This window comes from Aphanothece sacrum FPU1 (assembly GCF_003864295.1).
Classification (GTDB): domain Bacteria; phylum Cyanobacteriota; class Cyanobacteriia; order Cyanobacteriales; family Microcystaceae; genus Aphanothece_B; species Aphanothece_B sacrum.
The window spans coordinates 822,799-839,411 of the sequence record NZ_BDQK01000001.1; the positions used below are offsets into that span (position 1 = coordinate 822,799).

At 37.2% G+C, this 16,613-nt stretch carries 18 protein-coding genes and 1 pseudogene; 10 read left to right on the forward strand and 9 right to left on the reverse strand.

The features are described 5' to 3' along the window. Positions 1 to 198: 198 nt before the first annotated feature. The 5 genes from pstS (at position 199) to AsFPU1_RS03815 (ending at position 4,543) form a co-directional block, all read left to right on the forward strand. Positions 199 to 1,212, forward strand: a complete 1,014-nt coding sequence (gene pstS, locus AsFPU1_RS03795; RefSeq protein WP_124978112.1) for a phosphate ABC transporter substrate-binding protein PstS — start codon at positions 199 to 201, stop codon at positions 1,210 to 1,212. Between the two features lie 46 nt (positions 1,213 to 1,258). Continuing rightward, the gene (gene pstC, locus AsFPU1_RS03800; RefSeq protein ID WP_124977952.1) at positions 1,259 to 2,233 is read left to right on the forward strand and encodes a phosphate ABC transporter permease subunit PstC; all 975 of its coding nucleotides are present in this window, start codon (positions 1,259 to 1,261) and stop codon (positions 2,231 to 2,233) included. Between the two features lie 4 nt (positions 2,234 to 2,237). Next, positions 2,238 to 3,119, forward strand: a complete 882-nt coding sequence (pstA, locus tag AsFPU1_RS03805) for a phosphate ABC transporter permease PstA (protein ID WP_124977954.1) — start codon at positions 2,238 to 2,240, stop codon at positions 3,117 to 3,119. Between the two features lie 7 nt (positions 3,120 to 3,126). After that, on the forward strand, positions 3,127 to 3,936 hold the full coding sequence (pstB, locus tag AsFPU1_RS03810) for a phosphate ABC transporter ATP-binding protein PstB (protein WP_124977956.1): 810 nt from the start codon (positions 3,127 to 3,129) through the stop codon (positions 3,934 to 3,936). Between the two features lie 133 nt (positions 3,937 to 4,069). Next, positions 4,070 to 4,543, forward strand: a complete 474-nt coding sequence (locus tag AsFPU1_RS03815; protein WP_124977958.1) for a DUF29 domain-containing protein — start codon at positions 4,070 to 4,072, stop codon at positions 4,541 to 4,543. A 140-nt stretch (positions 4,544 to 4,683) separates the two neighbouring features. On the opposite strand, the gene AsFPU1_RS03820 is transcribed toward AsFPU1_RS03815, so the two are convergent. Both AsFPU1_RS03820 and AsFPU1_RS03825 read right to left on the reverse strand, forming a co-directional pair. Further along, positions 4,684 to 4,983 (reverse strand): addiction module antidote protein, encoded by a 300-nt coding sequence (locus tag AsFPU1_RS03820; RefSeq protein ID WP_124977960.1) that lies wholly within the window; start codon positions 4,981 to 4,983, stop codon positions 4,684 to 4,686. Continuing rightward, positions 4,949 to 5,302, reverse strand: a complete 354-nt coding sequence (locus AsFPU1_RS03825) for a type II toxin-antitoxin system RelE/ParE family toxin (RefSeq protein ID WP_124977962.1) — start codon at positions 5,300 to 5,302, stop codon at positions 4,949 to 4,951. The genes AsFPU1_RS03820 and AsFPU1_RS03825 overlap by 35 nt, the downstream gene beginning before the upstream one ends. Before the next feature lie 389 nt (positions 5,303 to 5,691). Between AsFPU1_RS03825 and AsFPU1_RS03830 the strand changes: the two genes are divergently transcribed. The 3 genes from AsFPU1_RS03830 (at position 5,692) to AsFPU1_RS03840 (ending at position 10,384) form a co-directional block, all read left to right on the forward strand. Beyond that, on the forward strand, positions 5,692 to 6,915 hold the full coding sequence (locus tag AsFPU1_RS03830; RefSeq protein ID WP_124977964.1) for a PilW family protein: 1,224 nt from the start codon (positions 5,692 to 5,694) through the stop codon (positions 6,913 to 6,915). Between the two features lie 306 nt (positions 6,916 to 7,221). Then, positions 7,222 to 8,589, forward strand: a complete 1,368-nt coding sequence (locus AsFPU1_RS03835) for an NAD-dependent succinate-semialdehyde dehydrogenase (RefSeq protein WP_124977966.1) — start codon at positions 7,222 to 7,224, stop codon at positions 8,587 to 8,589. Positions 8,590 to 8,731: 142 nt separating this feature from the next. Then, the gene (locus AsFPU1_RS03840) at positions 8,732 to 10,384 is read left to right on the forward strand and encodes an acetolactate synthase large subunit (protein ID WP_124977968.1); all 1,653 of its coding nucleotides are present in this window, start codon (positions 8,732 to 8,734) and stop codon (positions 10,382 to 10,384) included. Between the two features lie 50 nt (positions 10,385 to 10,434). On the opposite strand, the gene AsFPU1_RS03845 is transcribed toward AsFPU1_RS03840, so the two are convergent. The 6 genes from AsFPU1_RS03845 to AsFPU1_RS03870 form a co-directional block, all read right to left on the reverse strand. Next, entirely contained in the window at positions 10,435 to 10,683 is a 249-nt protein-coding gene (locus tag AsFPU1_RS03845; protein ID WP_124977970.1) for a hypothetical protein, read from the reverse strand. Next, positions 10,655 to 10,789, reverse strand: a complete 135-nt coding sequence (locus AsFPU1_RS23490) for a DUF6972 family protein (protein ID WP_438357542.1) — start codon at positions 10,787 to 10,789, stop codon at positions 10,655 to 10,657. Before AsFPU1_RS23490 ends, AsFPU1_RS03845 begins: the two co-directional genes overlap by 29 nt. 91 nt (positions 10,790 to 10,880) lie before the next feature. Next, positions 10,881 to 11,435 (reverse strand): Uma2 family endonuclease, encoded by a 555-nt coding sequence (locus AsFPU1_RS03855; RefSeq protein WP_124977973.1) that lies wholly within the window; start codon positions 11,433 to 11,435, stop codon positions 10,881 to 10,883. 354 nt (positions 11,436 to 11,789) lie between these two features. After that, a complete protein-coding gene (locus tag AsFPU1_RS03860) occupies positions 11,790 to 12,695 on the reverse strand; it encodes a lysylphosphatidylglycerol synthase domain-containing protein (protein WP_124977975.1) in 906 nt (301 codons plus the stop codon). Positions 12,696 to 12,731: 36 nt separating this feature from the next. Continuing rightward, positions 12,732 to 13,061, reverse strand: coding sequence for a ribonuclease toxin HepT-like protein (locus AsFPU1_RS03865; RefSeq protein ID WP_124977977.1), 330 nt, complete (start codon positions 13,059 to 13,061; stop codon positions 12,732 to 12,734). Between the two features lie 125 nt (positions 13,062 to 13,186). Continuing rightward, positions 13,187 to 13,579, reverse strand: coding sequence for a nucleotidyltransferase family protein (locus AsFPU1_RS03870; RefSeq protein WP_124977979.1), 393 nt, complete (start codon positions 13,577 to 13,579; stop codon positions 13,187 to 13,189). Between the two features lie 135 nt (positions 13,580 to 13,714). Between AsFPU1_RS03870 and AsFPU1_RS03875 the strand changes: the two genes are divergently transcribed. Further along, the gene (locus tag AsFPU1_RS03875; RefSeq protein WP_124977982.1) at positions 13,715 to 14,497 is read left to right on the forward strand and encodes an FkbM family methyltransferase; all 783 of its coding nucleotides are present in this window, start codon (positions 13,715 to 13,717) and stop codon (positions 14,495 to 14,497) included. A 206-nt stretch (positions 14,498 to 14,703) separates the two neighbouring features. On the opposite strand, the pseudogene larC reads toward AsFPU1_RS03875, so the two are convergent. Further along, positions 14,704 to 15,935: pseudogene (larC, locus tag AsFPU1_RS23635) on the reverse strand (nickel pincer cofactor biosynthesis protein LarC). A 4-nt stretch (positions 15,936 to 15,939) separates the two neighbouring features. On the opposite strand from larC, the gene AsFPU1_RS03890 reads away from it, so the two are divergent. Beyond that, entirely contained in the window at positions 15,940 to 16,593 is a 654-nt protein-coding gene (locus AsFPU1_RS03890; protein WP_124977988.1) for an L-threonylcarbamoyladenylate synthase, read from the forward strand. Positions 16,594 to 16,613: the final 20 nt, after the last annotated feature.

Below are 16,613 nucleotides of genomic sequence, written 5' to 3' on the forward strand. Positions count from 1 at the left end.
GATGCTTACCAAATTCAATTTTGTGGAACGCCGCATCTTGCGGCGTTCCACAGTTATATCTTAAATTTAAACTTTAGTTAATTACATCTTAACCTTATTTTAAGTCAAATAAAGTATATTTTGTCTGGCATTGCCAGATTGATTAATAGGGCAATAAATGAAAGTATTAACACTAGGAATTTTTTGATTCAAAACATGATGCTGTTTACATTTTCTAAAGTCAATCAGGTCTTAACAATTTCTGCTACTACCTTGATCCTTGCCCTGGGAGCGACAGGAGAAGCAATGGCCCAGGCACTAAACGGTGCTGGTGCTTCCTTTCCTGCTCCTCTGTATCAACGTTACTTTGCTGAATATAAGAAAGCCACCGGAGTTACTGTCAATTATAACTCTGTAGGAAGTGGAGCCGGAATTCGTCAATTTATTGCGGAAACAGTTGATTTTGGAGCAACTGATGCTGCCCCTTCAGGATCAGAAAAAAGCCAAATGAAACGGGGAGTTCTTTTAGTTCCCACCGCAGGCGGCGCAGTTGCATTAGTTTATAATCTTCAAGGAGCCGGAAAAATCCAAATTTCTCGTCAGGTACTCCCGAAAATTTTTAGTGGTGAAGTTACTAACTGGAAGCAAGTTGATTCTAAACTGCCGAGTAAACCGATCAAAGTAGTTGTTCGTGCTGATGGTAGCGGAACCACAGAAATTTTTACCAGCCATTTAAGTGCCATTAGTCCTGCTTTTAAGTCGAAAATAGGAGCAAGTAAAGAACCTAACTGGGGATTTACCGTGCTTAAAGGTCCCAAAAATGATGGAGTTGCGGCACTGGTGAAGCAAACTGATGGCGCGATCGGTTATGTACAAGATACCTTTGCTCGTAAAAACGAAGGGGCAACCATGCAAACGGCTAAAGTTCAAAATAAAGCCGGAAAATTCGTAGAACCGAGTTTAGCTGAAGCCAATAAAGCGATGGCTGGAATTACCTTTAATGCTGATTTTACCGCTAACGTGGATGATCCTAAAGATGGTTATCCCATTATGGGAATGACTTGGTTATTAGTATCTAAACAATACAAAGATGCTGGACAAGCGGCTCAAATCAAGAAATTGATGAAATGGATTCTTTCTAGCGGTCAAAATTTGAATAATGAGTTGGAATTTACCCGTATTCCTGCCTCCGTTGCTCAAAAAGTATCTGCTGCTGTGGATAAAATCAAGTAGTACCTGTAAGGGCAAACGGCCGTTTGCCCCTACCACTTAAAACATTATGGCCAATTTTTCAGACCCCATTGATAGCCAACAGGCAATAATTAATGACCTCACAACTACTAAAGGAGCAAGTGTATGGGGCGATCGCTTATTTACCGTCTTGGTTAGAGGTTTAGCCTTCTCAGGAAGCTTGTTTTTGTTGTTGATAGGGTGGATCGTGTTTCAAGATGCCCAACCCGCTATGAAAGCTTTTGGGTTAGGTTTTTTTTGGAGTCAAGATTGGGATGTGGGAAAACTACAATTTGGTGGTTTACCCTATATTTACGGAACCTTAGTCAGTTCTGCCCTAGCTTTATTCTTTGCCGTTCCCTTGGGTTTAGCCGTTGCTTTAACTACCAGTGAGAATTTTGTGCCAGACTGGGTGCGATCGCCTGTTGCTTTTCTAGTAGAATTAATTGCCTCTATTCCTAGCGTCATTATTGGACTATGGGGTATATTTATCTTGATTCCCATATTAAAGCCGCTACAAGAGGTGTTATTTAAGACTTTTGCTTGGTTTCCCCTGTTTAGTACCGAACCCTTTGGCCCGAGTACCTTAATAGCAGGAGTGGTATTAGGGATCATGATTTTACCCACCATTGCCGCTATTGGTCGGGATGCCTTACGGGCCGTTGCACCAGAGTTACGCAGTGCGTCAATGGCTTTGGGTGCGACGCGATGGGAAACCATTTTCCGGGTTCTGTTACCGACGGCCAGTTCCGGTATTATTGGTGCGATTATTTTGGCGTTAGGACGGGCGTTAGGGGAGACAATGGCAGTTACTATGGTTATTGGGAATTCAACCATCATTAGCCCCTCTTTAATTGCCCCTGGTTATACAATTCCTGCGGTGTTAGCCAATCAATTTCCTGAAGCTTTTGAAGAACTGCATATTGGTGCTTTGATGTATTTGGCCCTGATTCTGTTTATTATTACCCTAGTAGTTAACAGTCTGGCCGTTCTCTTGGTTGAATTAGTCAAATCTAATCGTTAATATTATGGTACAAAAATCCCCAGATGATTCTGAACTATTTAGCCCTTTATCTCCCCTGAGAAATAGTTTTAGTTTGGGGATGACTATTTTAGCTTTTATCCTGACATTTATCGCCTTACTGCCCTTATTTGCCATTGTTTGGGAAATTACCCGTCAAGGTTTACCTCAGTTGAGTTGGGAAGTATTTACTTCTTTACCCTCACCTCCTGGAGTGGAAAATGAAGCTAACGGCTTTGCTAATGCCATTGTCGGTAGTTTAACAATGGTGGGACTAGCAGCGTTATTAAGTGTACCGTTAGGGGTGATGACCGGAATTTTTGTGTCAGAATTTGCTAAAGGTTCAGTTGTGGCCAATACTATCCGCTTTGTCAGTGCCGTTTTAAGCAGCGTTCCTTCCGTTATTGTGGGCGTATTTGCTTATGGGGTTTTAGTTATTACCACTAAGAAATTTTCGGCAGTGGCTGGAGGTTTAGCCTTAGGGGTGATCATGTTACCCATTATTTCCCTAACCACCGAAGAAGCACTTAAAGCAGTTCCTATGTCCTATCGTCTAGGGTCAGCCGCATTAGGTGGGGCCAGGTTTACCACGATTTTTCGGTTAATTATTCCTGCTGCTTTACCTTCTATCACTACGGGAGTATTATTAGCAGTAGCTAGGGCGGCCGGAGAAACAGCACCTTTGATGTTTACTGCTTTATTTAGTCAATTTTGGGCAGAAGGACTCTGGAATCCCACTCCTTCTCTACCTGTCTTAATTTATACTTACGCTAGTTCCCCTTTTCCCGACCAAAACGCCATCGCTTGGACAGCTTCTTTGGTGCTGCTATTTTTAGTATTAATTACTAACTTGTTATCCCGTTTTATTATTCGTCAGCGTCAATCCTAATTTTATCATGATTTCCACTACTAAGTTAACCCCTAACACTCAATTAAATTCTTCCGCTTTATTGATTGAAAATGTCAATTTTTGGTACGGAACCAAACAGGCATTAACCGATATTTCTTTGAATATTCCTCAAGAAAAAGTAACTGCAATGATAGGCCCTTCTGGCTGTGGTAAATCTACTTTATTAAAATCTCTTAACCGTATTGGAGAATTAGAAGGAAAAGTCAAAGTAACTGGAAGCATTAGATTTTTAGGACAAGATATTTATCATAAACGGGTTAATATTAATACCTTACGGCGACAAATTGGAATGGTTTTTCAACGACCCAATCCTTTTGCCACAAGTATTTACGAAAATATTGCCTATGGAATTAGAATTTTTCGTTCTGTAAGTCGAGGAGAACTAGACGCACAAGTAGAGTCTGCTTTACAAGGGGCAGCCTTGTGGGAAGAAGTTAAAGATAGTCTCAATAAATCAGCATTAGGACTATCAGGAGGACAACAACAAAGATTATGTATTGCTAGGGCCTTAGCCGTTAATCCTAAAGTTTTGTTGATGGATGAACCTTGTTCGGCCCTTGACCCACTTTCTACCCTAAAAATTGAAGAATTAATTCATGGTCTTAAAACTCATTTAACGATCATAATTGTCACTCATAATATGCAGCAAGCCTCACGGGTGTCTGATTATACAGCGTTTTTTAACACAGATGAAAGTCGTATAGGCAAATTAATTGAATTTGGAACTACTGAAAAGATATTTACTGATGCAAATCATTCTCAAACTAGAGATTATGTAGCCGGAAGATTCGGGTAAAGATTAGCAGTTCCGTAGGGGTTTAACATGGTTAAGTTCCTAATACAGTACGGTGTAGGGGTATAATATATTATGCCCCTACTAATTTTTGTATAATAGTTTTTAGCGATAAATGACTACTGAGAGCAAAAAAATGAAAGCAAGTGATTTAATAACTTCAAATCTCAGAGAACTTTATGAAACCGATTATTTAGCTTGGTATGAAACCACTTTAGAAATCATCAAATCTCGTTGTTTAGATGAATTAGATTTAGATAGTTTAAGTGAGGTATTAGAAGACTTGGTTAGGGACACAAAGCGTAGTGGTGCAAGTTTTTTAGAACAAATTATTAGACATTTACTAATGATTCAATATTGGGAAACAGAAAGAGAGTATAATTATCGTCATTGGGCCGGTGAAGTGGTTAATTTTCGGAATCAATTAGAAATAGATATGACTACTAATTTATACAAATATCTTAAGGATAATCTCAATAAAATTTACCAAAGATCACTTAAATACGTCATCGTTAAAACTGGTTTGAAAAAAGAGAAATTCCCAGAAGAATGCCTCTATACCTTAGAACAGTTAATTGATAGTAACTGGTTTCCAAGTGTCGATGAATAGCAGTTTCGTAGGGGCGGTTTTTTTACATAACTCCATGATGTTCACAAAAAAATCAAATCAACCCGCCCCTCTTTTATGATGTTCACTCATTGCTATTAGGATTTTGGCGATCGCCTCTAAAAATAACAGGTTTAACCGACTTAGGAGGCATTGATCACGGGTTCAATGGAGATTTGTAAGCCCAAAGCCCCGACGATTTTGCTTACCGTTGAAAATTGTGGATTCCCTGACTCTAAAAGTGCCTTGTACAGACTTTCCCTTCCTAGCTCAGTTGAGTCCGCCACTTGACTCATTCCTTGATTAGCTCGTATCACATTTCTCAAGGCGAGATAAAACTCTTCAAGTGAGCCTTCATGCAGCGCATCATTGAGATAGAGAGCCACATATTCTGGATCTTGTAAATCACTATCCAAGCTTTCGTGCATACTTTTGAGCTTCATCCTTATATTCCCTCCATATAGCTTTGGCTTGGGCGATGTCCTTCTTTTGGCTACTTTTGTCCCCACCCCCAATAAGAACAATGACTGTATTTCCGATACGTGCAAAATAAACTCGATATCCTGCTCCAAAATGAAGTCGTAGTTCGTAAACCCCTTCCCCTACTGATTCGGTATCCCCAAAGTTGCCTAGTTCAATTCGATCTAAACGCCGTCTAACTCGAACTTTGGTTACTTTATCCCTAAGGGAATCGTACCATTCTTCAAACGGGACTTTTCCCTCATCAGTCTCCAAGAGCTTGATTTCAATTATGGATTCCATTGGGGTACTGTATCCTACCAGATACATTCTAGGTCAACAAACCTCGTCTCTGTCAACCCTATCACAATTTAATTGTATTACTTTTTTGCTTTTAGAGATCGCTCCTAAAAATAACAGGGTTAAATATATCAAAATGTCACAAATTCAAGCTATAAAATCCGTATTTTTACTATTAATTTACTTAATTATCCGTATTATTACTGTTAATATTTACCTAATAAAATTATTATTAATATAATCTTTATTAATTTTATTAAATGCTTCATAAAAACTTTAAAAATTAGCTCTTAATAAGCAAAAATTTTTTCGTAAATACTTGCAAATTGAAAAAATTTATGCTAACTTAGTTTCAGTAAGAATTCTTAAGTATTAATCATTAATAAACTATCATGAAACTATTAAAACTCTTGTCACTTATTAAAAAGAATCGTTCTAACTCTGGGTTTGGTTTGGCAGAACTATTAATCGCAGCTTCCTTAACTTCAGTGGTTGTTAGTGCAGCAGGATTTGGATTAGTTAACATATTAGCAGCGAATAATAAAGCATCAGCAAAGGCCACTATTCAATACAATTCAAATCGGGCCCTTGAATTTATGAGCGATGAAGTAAAACCAGGAATAAAAGTTGAATCTGATGCAGTGGCTGCTTTAGCTGAAGCACCAGACTTTACTCTTCCTAATGGTGCAAAACCGATTTTAGTTATTCAATTAGCTAACGTTCCTCAACGGATTATTTACTATACAAAACCGGCTACAAATCCTTGGATTGGCCCAACTGTTATTGAGCGATGGGGGCCAGCTTTAAATGAGAAGGGAAAATATGATAGTACCGAAATTAATAATCCCCAAAATTGGCAATCACAAGTCATAATTGATCAGATTGATAACAAATCCATAACCCCAAATTGTTCACCAAATTGGCAACCCACTAATCCGAATCCTGTTCAAGGTTTTAATGCTTGTGTTGATCCCACACAAAAACTTGTCAAAATAAATTTAGCCACTACAGTTAATAATCGAACTTGGCGTGAAAATGTTGTTTATAAAGTAGAAACCCTGGCCTTTGCGAGAGCATACATAACACAAAATATTTCTCAGACTGTGCTGGGTTTTAACATTGTTAATAACCAATTAACTGTTAATCAAGCTGCTAACTTAAAATTTGAAGTATTAGGGGGTGAGATTACTTGTGGTGCAGGAGGGGTCAAAATTCCAGTTACAACAAAACTTTACATGAATGGAACTCAAAAAACTTGGAATACAGATTCACCTTTAAACTTACCAACTCAACCAGCAGGAACAACTTTTGATGTGACATCAATTTCAGGAAATGGTTCAATTTGTGACGGATTTAGCCTAACAGCTTCTAGCAAGGATTCCAACACGCCACAAGTTAAAGTTCTCGTCAATGGAGATCCTATTCCTAATATTAGACCTTTTGCTAATCAAAATACCATTGAGTTCTTTTTACAAAAGTACATTGAAAACGGAAAAATTAAAATTGCAGATAACCAAGTGATTTATCTATTTGAATTAGGAACAACTAATCAAAGCAGTTCCGCATTTGATTTGCAAGACAATGTTGTACTAGCAACAGTTAACCCAGTCAATTAAGGAAATGCACTTAAGGGCGGGTTTTCGTAGGGGCGGGTTTTTTACAGAAATTATGATTCTCACAAAAAAGTTAAATAAACCCGCCCCTCTTTTATGATGTTCACTCATTGCTATTAGGATTTTAGCGATCGCCATTGAAGTCAAATATATCAAAATGTAACAAATGTAACTAATTAAGTTGAAGTCGGGTAAAGCTAGAGAAAGATCTTAAAAATTCCCAACAATTCCCTTAACTTTATTGAGGCGACAGCAGACTAGGAAAGGGAAACATTGAATCTTGAATCATTTGGGAATGGGAGGACTATTATGGGTATCGCTACAGTTAACCCCGCCACAGGAGAAACGCTGAAAATCTTTGAACCACTCAGTGCCAAAGAGATCGACCTTAAAATCGCTTTAGGTTCAGCCACATTTCAACAATACCGCAAAACCTCAATTGAGCAACGGGGTCAATGGTTATACCAAGCAGCCGACATATTAGAACGAGATAGTCGTAAATTTGGGGAACTGATGACCCTAGAAATGGGAAAACCCATTAAAAGCGCGATCGCCGAAGTTAACAAATGTGCCTTAGTTTGTCGCTATTATGCGGAAAATGCCGCCGCATTCCTGCAAGATGTTCCCGTCACCACCGATGCAACTAGCAGTTTCATTCGTTATCAACCATTAGGAATAATTTTAGCGATCATGCCCTGGAATTTTCCCTTTTGGCAAGTCTTGCGCTTTGCTGCCCCTGCCTTAATGGCCGGTAACGTAGGCCTACTTAAACACGCCTCTAACGTGCCACAATGCGCCTTAGCCATAGAATCTATCATTAATGAGGCCGGCTTCCCTGTAGGGGCATTTCAAACCCTATTAGTAGGGGCATCCCAAGTCGAATCTATTATCAACGATGATCGAGTCAAAGCGGCCACCCTAACCGGAAGTGAATTTGCTGGGGCAAGTTTAGCCGCAGCGGCCGGCAAACAAATCAAGAAAACTGTCTTAGAATTAGGAGGTAGTGATCCGTTTATTGTCTTAGACAGTGCCGATATTGAAACAGCAGCCACCACCGCAGTTACAGCAAGAATGCTCAATAATGGTCAATCTTGTATCGCTGCTAAACGGTTTATTGTCGTCGAGTCAGTGGCGAATCAATTTGAGGCCTTATTAGTCGAAAAATTCCAGGCACTGAAAGTCGGTGATCCCATGTTAGAGGATACGGACATAGGCCCCTTAGCCACATCTTCCATGTTATTAGAAATTGCCGAACAAGTTCAAGAAACAGTGACAAAAGGGGGGAAAATTCTAATAGGGGGTCAAGTGATCAGCGATCGCCCAGGTAACTTTTATCTGCCAACTATTTTGACAGATATTCCCGTAAATTCTCCTGGTTATAACGATGAATTCTTTGGGCCCGTTGCTTTGCTCTTTCGGGTGAAAGATCTAGATGAAGCCATTGAATTAGCTAATAGTACCATTTTTGGATTAGGAGCGAGTGGATGGACAAATAATCGGGCCCAACAAGAACGACTGATCGATGAAATTGAAGCCGGATGTGTCTTTATTAATGGCATGGTCAAATCTGATCCTCGTTTACCTTTTGGGGGAATTAAGCGTTCAGGATATGGACGGGAATTAAGCATTCAAGGGATGCAAGAATTCTTGAATGTTAAAACTGTATGGATAAAATGATCAAATGATCCTCTAGAACAGTTTCTGACAAATATCTTTCGTTAAATTAGATCAATGCAAAACTTCCACATAATTTTATCAATGGGAATAAGATTTTCGGGAGTTAGGATCAATAAACAAGCACAATTTAGGGACAAAACAAATGGGGGAATTAACAACGGCTGAACTATTGGTTCAATGCCTAGAAAATGAAGGAGTGGAGTATATCTTTGGACTTCCCGGAGAAGAAAATCTGCACATTCTTGAAGCCCTGAAACACTCCTCAATTCAATTTATTACCACTCGTCACGAACAAGGGGCCGCTTTTATGGCCGATGTTTATGGACGACTCACAGGGAAAGCAGGAGTCTGTCTGTCTACTTTGGGGCCAGGGGCCACTAATTTGATGACAGGGGTAGCAGATGCTAACCTTGATGGTGCGCCTTTGGTAGCTATTACCGGCCAAGTGGGAACCGATAGAATGCACATTGAATCTCATCAATACCTAGATTTAGTGGCCATGTTCGCCCCTGTGACCAAATGGAATAAACAAATTGTCCGGCCTAGTATTACCCCAGAAGTTACTCGTAAAGCCTTTAAAGTGGCTCAAAGTGAGAAACCAGGGGCTGTTCATATCGATTTACCCGAAAATATCGCGGCTATGCCTGTAGTTGGCCAACCTTTAAGACGGGATGCTCAAGAAAAGACTTACGCTTCTTATCGTAGTCTTAATGCGGCAGCGATGGCTATTTCTAAGGCGAAAAATCCTTTGATTTTAGTAGGAAATGGTACAATTCGGGCTGATGCTACTGAAGCGTTAACGGAGTTTGTCACCAGTTTAAATATTCCGGTAGCGAATACGTTTATGGGGAAAGGGGCCGTTCCTTATACTCATCCTCTGTCGTTGTGGACAGTGGGACTACAACAACGGGATTTAATTACTTGTGCTTTTGAACAAAGCGATTTAGTGATTGCGGTGGGATATGATTTGATTGAATATTCTCCAAAAAGATGGAATCCTGAAGGTACAACCCCTATTATTCATATTGGTATGGCCCCGGCAGAAATTGACAGCAGTTATATTCCTTTGGTGGAAGTTGTCGGGGATATTTCTGATTCATTAATGGATATTCTCAAACGGGCTGATCGTCAAGGAAAATCAGGTTCTCTGTCCACCGGGTTACGCACAGAGTTAGTGACAGAATATGAACGTTATGCTCATGATGACGGATTTCCTGTTAAACCGCAAAAGATTATCTATGATCTGCGCCAAGTGATGGGGCCTCAAGATATCGTTATTTCTGATGTGGGGGCCCATAAAATGTGGATGGCCCGTCATTATCATTCGGATTGTCCTAATACTTGTATTATTTCTAATGGGTTTGCGGCCATGGGTATTGCCATTCCTGGGGCGATCGCCGCTAAATTAGTTCATCCTGATCGGAAGGTAGTAGCGGTGACGGGGGATGGGGGTTTTATGATGAACTCTCAAGAGTTAGAAACTGCTTTGCGAGTGGGAACGCCTTTTGTTACCTTAATTTTCAATGACGGTGGTTATGGATTAATTGAATGGAAACAAATTAATCAATTTGGTGAGTCTGCTTTCATTAAGTTTACTAATCCTGATTTTGTTAAATTTGCCGAAAGTATGGGATTAAAAGGTTATCGAGTTGAGTCTGCGGCAGATTTAATTCCTACTTTGAAAATGGCTTTAGAACAAAATGTTCCAGTAGTTATTGATTGTCCGGTTGATTATGAGGAAAATATCCGTTTCTCTCAAAAAGCTGGCGATTTAAGTTGTCAAGTTTGGGAATAAAATTTAGATTCTATGTAACTGTAGGGTGGGCAATGCCCACCTTACAAAATTTAGGAAACTTTTTCAATTGAAATTCTCCCCTCAACCTTCTCATATTCATCTTCTAACAACCACAATTTTGCTTCTTCATAACTAGAACAAGCATAAATAAGATGATAATTGTCTTTCGGATCATAAATAGCAAAATTATCCTGATCATCTCCTAATAACATCAAAACATAAGGAGGTATAGCTGTAGAATCAATCCAAACTTCAGTTAAGATCCAATTATTAACTAGGTCTAGTTCGGGGGATAGCATGATACTTGTCTTTGGTTACTTTTATTTCTCCATAATACAAAGGAATTTGAGTTCCATCAATTTTAAATACATGAACAAATCCCTCTTTATTTAATAATCGCCGCATTTCAGGTGTATTAGGAAGATGTTTAGGAATGTGTCTGGTATCTAGGGTTAAATTACGATTAATCCCAGTTATTATTTATACTTCATTAGGATCAATCCCTAAAAATCTGATTAACATTAATTTTAATTTCAGGAAAAGCTAAAGGTGATACCGTTTCTTCTAATGATAATATTATCTCATTTTGATAAATTCCATTGAGGGGAAAACGATAAACAATTAACTGTTTATTTTTAACATCAACAACCCAATAATCTTGAATTTCTGCGGTAGCGTAAGTGTCTCTTTTTTCTGACGTATCAAACCCTAAAGTAGAATAAGATATCTCTATTAATAAGTAAATATCTTCAGGATACGGATGATGGGAACGATACATTGAATGGGGAAGACGAACAACAGCAATATCTGGTTCCGGTTCCGAATTAGAAATAGTAATCGGTCTAGCTTCTCTAATCCAAGCAAATCCTTGAGTCAATCGACGTAAATGATTAGCAAAAGTTTCTCCGAGATAAGCTTGTTCTGTTCCTTCGGGAGACATTTCTAAAATAATTCCGTTAATTAACTCTACTTGGCGATTATTTAATAAACCATATTCTATCATTTTATGATAGTCTTCAACTGAAAATTTAGCAGTTGTTAATGTCACCATCTCTTTAACTATAGACTAAAAATTTTGAAGCTAACGTAAATCTACATAAAATAAGATTAAATCCGTTAGAATTTTCTAACGGAATAGTTTTTAGTTTCATGCTTTATCTCTAACTTGATTATTCTTCTTGTTCAGTATAAAACAGGGTATCCACTACTAACGCTAATAAGATTAAACTAAAGGCTACGATGAGGATTAAGGTAATCATTTTGTTTGAACCTCCTTGTTTTTACTTTCTTCTTTTTTTATAACTCATTTTTTATGAATATATAGAAAATTTAATAAAGACTTTAACTCTTAAGCAATCTTTTTTGTCAATATTCTTTGACTTAATGAGAATTTAACCTAAAGTTACTATAGCAATAATCCTAATCCTGCTGCTATCACTTCTGCTAAAATACTGATAATTCTAAAGATAGCAATAGGAGTTAAAATAATACCGATAGGAATAGTAGATTGTTGCAGTAAAGCGATAATAGTTGCTTCAAATACACCGATTCCGCCAGGTGCGCCAGGAATAACTAAACCGAGTAACCAAGCAAAACTAAAGGCACTTAATAACACAGGAATTTGTTTAATTGATATTGACATAAATGCCATTAAAACTAAAATAAATCCTAATCCTCTTAATAATAAAAATATAATTTCTCCTAATAAATAAATACTTGGATATTTGTCTATATGTAAAGGGTCGTTTTTCTTGTTTTTATTTCGTTTATTTTTTTGAGTAAAAGTAATTAATTTATTAAAAAAAAATGGATGAATACTCAATAAAATAATCAATAAGCTGAAGATTTGTAGGGTTAACACATAAAAATTTGATGTAGTTTTAATTACCCCAATAAAATGACTAGATAAAGCGATTAATAAAGCAGCACTAGCCATTAATAATGGTTCTAATAACACGCTTAAACTAGCAACAGCAAGAGAAGCACCTTTTTTAGATACGGCGGAAATACGCCCATAAAAATGACCCACATTACCTGGTAAATATTTAGCAATATTAGTGATTAAATATATCTTTAAAGCCCATAAAATACTCACAGGTTGTTTAAATCCTTTGAGGATTAATAACCAGACAAAACCTGACCAAATATGAGCAATTAAAGTAATAATTAAAGCTAATGATAATAATGTCCATCCCTGAGAATCAAGGGTAACTGACGTAACAGTTTGCCAATTAGTTTTAACAGTTTTAGTAATAAAAAATAAAGTTAATCCTAGAATTATCCATCGTAAATAAGGTTTAATTAATGACATAAGTTTGTTATCGCATGATTCTCTGGAGAAAAATATTTATTTATATTGTTCAATAAAGGTAGCAAATGCTTGACATTCTAAGATAATCTGAGATAATATAAATGGAGAATTATCTACTAGAGGATGAAGTTTTTCCGACTCAAATTCAAAAGCATAAATATTCCGCACTACATGACGTAATCCTCGATAATCTTCTAATATTTTACGGGTATTAAAAGAAATAACAGCCGGTCGTTTATGATCTATTTCTAGACTCATTTGTTCAAGTAGTTGTTGATGCAAATTTGCTCTTTGTGGAACATGATTATCGATTTCTCTAGCAATTCGTTCTAAAAGTCGTTCTATTCCATTATAAAAATTATGCAAATTTAAGGCTACACTATCTAAATAAAGCTGATCATCTGTTTGTTTAAATTTCTCCCAAGCTTGTAATGTTCGACTAATAGAACGCTCAATTGATAATAATTCATGTTTAATCTCGTTTGCCAGTTTTAAGTATCTTTTGCTAAAATTTTTATTCCTTTTTTTTCAATGATTTCTCTCAGTTGAGTTTGACAAGTTTCTCCGTCTATTAAATCCACTTTAAACTCATCACTAATTCCTGTTACCATTCCCACTGCTTGATAAAATTGTTCAGCAGAAATACCCCAAACAGCTAAATCAATATCCGAGTAAGCATCAAACCAATTAGGATCAGTTAAAGAACCAAAAATAATGACTTGTTTTGCTTGATATTTTGAACGTAATAAATCAGCTAAATTTTGGGCTAATTTCCAAGCTTTTTCCCTTCTTTGAGATAAGTCAAGATTAGGAGGCTCAGTTTTGTCATCAAGTTGATAATATTTCCATTCTTCAGGGGTTAATTCAAGGGCTGTTTTATTCATCTTTAGTGATTTTGATATACTTTTTAGTTATCTAGTATAGATTATACCATTAATTTTTTTAATAATCAATTGTTTTTGGCTTAAGATATGATATGCTATTTTACTATATATAAGTTTTTAGTCAAATAGGTTATTATGGTGAATTTAGAGAACTTAAAACGTATTATTATCAGAACTCCCCTAGAAAATCCAGCTAAGTCATTAAGATCTTTATTGGGGATTACACAATATTATAAAAATCCTGAACTTCGAGAGATTTATCGAGAGTCAGATAGACTAGATAATATTTTTAAAAGTGTGATTTTACCTGATTTTAATTGTATAGATATAGGATGTCATTTAGGCTCAACATTGAGTCAGATTATTCAGTTAGCACCACAAGGACATCACATTGCTTTTGAACCTATTCCTTATAAGGCTAAATGGCTAAAGCAAAAATTTCCAGAAGTCGAAATTAAAGAAGTAGCGTTGAGTGATTCAAGCAATGAAGTTGATTTTTATGTAGATAAAACTAAATCGGGATTTAGTGGACTTCATCAACATAGAAAAAAGGCTGAAGAAATCGAAAAAATAACCGTTCATTGTGATCAACTTGATGAAGTTATCTCTCCTGATTATCGTATCGATTTTATTAAAGTAGACGTTGAAGGAGGAGAATTAGCAGTTTTAAAAGGGGCAAAAAATACATTATCTAAATTTCATCCAATTATTTTATTTGAGTGTACATTATCGGGACTTTCTAGCTTTAATTTTACTTCTCAAGAGGTTTTTGATTTTTTAACAACTCAGTATTCTTATCAAATTTTCCTGCCTAAAGACTTTCTTGAAAATGGGAAGCCTTTAACTTATGATGAATTTAATAATGCTTTACAATATCCCTTTAAGGCATTTAATTTCATTGCCATATATTCTAATTAAAAATAGATTAATAAGCTAAGACGCATTTAAAATGGTTATAGATAATTTCAGTACAAAAGTTCAAACTCTTTCTCCCTGCTCCCTTCCTCCGGCGCTCCCTTGCAGTCTCAACTACCAATTTAGATTCGTGACAGCTTAGACATCTCCCCAAATTAACTTCAAACCATTATATTATAATGGTTTGAAGTTAGGTTTCTTGGAAATGTCTAATGATTTTCAAACCAAGCATCTAAAGCCATTTTTTGAATCATCCTTAAGGGTTGATGAAACTGTCTGGCTAATTCTGCACAATCTTCATATTCTGGTTGTACATTAATAATTATCTCATCTTGACTCGCTACCTTAACCCTAACTTTGCCATACTCTATCTCAACTTCTTGAATTTCTCGCTCTAAAATAGTTCTATTTTGTCTTAACTGACGAATCCCTAATGTTGTTGTTTCCTTAAAAATAATTTGTTCACAGTCAGACACTTTATCTAAAGGACAAATAACCGTCAATAAAATTCCAGGACGGGACTTTTTCATATTAATAGACTGAGTAAAAACATCTAAGGCCCCCACCTGAAATAAAGTCTCAAAAATATAGCCAATAACTTGAGGACTTAAATCATCAATTTGTGTCTCTAATACCGCAATAGTATCTACATTAGTGTTTTTTTTTCCTCCATACTTTCCCCAATCCAAAGACGTAAAATATTAGGAATAGATAACTCTTGTGAACCGGCCCCTAAACCCACTTTTTCTAACTTCATTTGAGGAGATTCACCAAAACTTAATGCTAGACTAATAGCGATCGCGGCCCCAGTCGGTGTCACTAATTCTTTGTCAATACCATTACTATAAATAGGTACTTGACGGGACTCCCATAACTTCATCACTGCCGGAACAGGTACAGGTAAACGCCCATGGGCCGCCCAAACCGTCCCTCCACCCGTAGGCATCCCAGAACAGTATAACCCCTCAATATCCAACCAATCTAAGCCCAAACAAGTCCCCACAATGTCTACAATGGCATCTGTAGCCCCCACCTCATGAAAATGTACCTTGGACGGTGCAACCCCATGAACAGCCCCTTCTGCTATGGCTAATTGACGAAACACCTCTAGACTCCATTGAGTCGCCCTGGGGGGGAGTTTTGCTTGTTCAATCATCAATTCTATCTCAGGTAAATGACGAGCGGGCGGATGATGGCTATGATGGTGATGGGGAGACTCGTGTGTATGGGGAGTCGAGGTAACTAATTCTACATGAACCTTAGTAGCTAATTGTCCCTGACGGTGAACCTTTTCAGCCCAAAGACGGTATTCATCAGCTATTCCTAACCCCTGAAGTTGCTCAATTAAGTATTCTAAAGGAACACCGCTATCAACCAAGGCCCCTAAACACATATCTCCAGCAATACCCGTCGGACACTCTAAATAGGCTATTTTTTTCATAACAATGGCTACTCTATATACACTTCATCCTTATAATCCTCAACCTCGTCGTATTGAAGAAATTTGTCAATCCCTAAGACAAGGGGCGATTATGCTTTATCCTACTGATACAGTTTATGCGATCGGTTGCGATCTTAATAGCAAATCTGCCGTACAACGAGTCAGACAAATCAAGCAATTATCTAATGATAAACCCTTGACGTTCCTGTGTTCTTCTCTCTCAAATATTTCTGAATATGCTTCCGTTAGTGATAGCGCTTATCGTATTATGAAAAGGTTAATTCCTGGCCCCTATACCTTTGTTCTTCCTACTACCAAATTAGTGCCTAAATTGGTCATGAGTCCTAAACGGAAAACCACAGGTATTCGTGTTCCTGATCATCCCATTTGTCAGACCTTATTGCAAGGCTTAGGTAATCCTATTATTTCTACTTCTGCCCATTTAGCAGACGAAACAGGAGGTTTTCCAACTATTGGGTTAGATAAATTTCTCTTATTTGACGAATTGGATAAACAGGTAGATTTAATTATTGATAATGAATTAGAACCTGGGTTTGATGTCTCTACCATTGTAGATATGACCGGTGATACTCCTATGGTGATTCGTAAGGGGTTAGGATGGGAAGAATTACAAAATTGGGTAACTGTTACCGTTTAAAGGTACACTAGATAGCAATT

Excerpts from the sequence above, each read along its gene's own strand:
- AsFPU1_RS03855 (WP_124977973.1), bottom strand. The coding sequence starts at position 11,435 with ATGGTGACATTAACAACTGCTAAATTTTCAGTTGAAGACTATCATAAA.
- pstB (WP_124977956.1), top strand. The coding sequence starts at position 3,127 with ATGATTTCCACTACTAAGTTAACCCCTAACACTCAATTAAATTCTTCC.
- AsFPU1_RS03845 (WP_124977970.1), bottom strand. The coding sequence starts at position 10,683 with ATGCTATCCCCCGAACTAGACCTAGTTAATAATTGGATCTTAACTGAA.
- AsFPU1_RS03815 (WP_124977958.1), top strand. The coding sequence starts at position 4,070 with ATGAAAGCAAGTGATTTAATAACTTCAAATCTCAGAGAACTTTATGAA.
- AsFPU1_RS23490 (WP_438357542.1), bottom strand. The coding sequence starts at position 10,789 with ATGCGGCGATTATTAAATAAAGAGGGATTTGTTCATGTATTTAAAATT.
- pstA (WP_124977954.1), top strand. The coding sequence starts at position 2,238 with ATGGTACAAAAATCCCCAGATGATTCTGAACTATTTAGCCCTTTATCT.
- AsFPU1_RS03875 (WP_124977982.1), top strand. The coding sequence starts at position 13,715 with ATGGTGAATTTAGAGAACTTAAAACGTATTATTATCAGAACTCCCCTA.
- pstC (WP_124977952.1), top strand. The coding sequence starts at position 1,259 with ATGGCCAATTTTTCAGACCCCATTGATAGCCAACAGGCAATAATTAAT.
- AsFPU1_RS03835 (WP_124977966.1), top strand. The coding sequence starts at position 7,222 with ATGGGTATCGCTACAGTTAACCCCGCCACAGGAGAAACGCTGAAAATC.
- AsFPU1_RS03830 (WP_124977964.1), top strand. The coding sequence starts at position 5,692 with ATGAAACTATTAAAACTCTTGTCACTTATTAAAAAGAATCGTTCTAAC.
- pstS (WP_124978112.1), top strand. The coding sequence starts at position 199 with ATGCTGTTTACATTTTCTAAAGTCAATCAGGTCTTAACAATTTCTGCT.
- AsFPU1_RS03840 (WP_124977968.1), top strand. The coding sequence starts at position 8,732 with ATGGGGGAATTAACAACGGCTGAACTATTGGTTCAATGCCTAGAAAAT.
- AsFPU1_RS03890 (WP_124977988.1), top strand. The coding sequence starts at position 15,940 with ATGGCTACTCTATATACACTTCATCCTTATAATCCTCAACCTCGTCGT.
- AsFPU1_RS03870 (WP_124977979.1), bottom strand. The coding sequence starts at position 13,579 with ATGAATAAAACAGCCCTTGAATTAACCCCTGAAGAATGGAAATATTAT.
- AsFPU1_RS03825 (WP_124977962.1), bottom strand. The coding sequence starts at position 5,302 with ATGGAATCCATAATTGAAATCAAGCTCTTGGAGACTGATGAGGGAAAA.
- AsFPU1_RS03820 (WP_124977960.1), bottom strand. The coding sequence starts at position 4,983 with ATGAAGCTCAAAAGTATGCACGAAAGCTTGGATAGTGATTTACAAGAT.
- AsFPU1_RS03860 (WP_124977975.1), bottom strand. The coding sequence starts at position 12,695 with ATGTCATTAATTAAACCTTATTTACGATGGATAATTCTAGGATTAACT.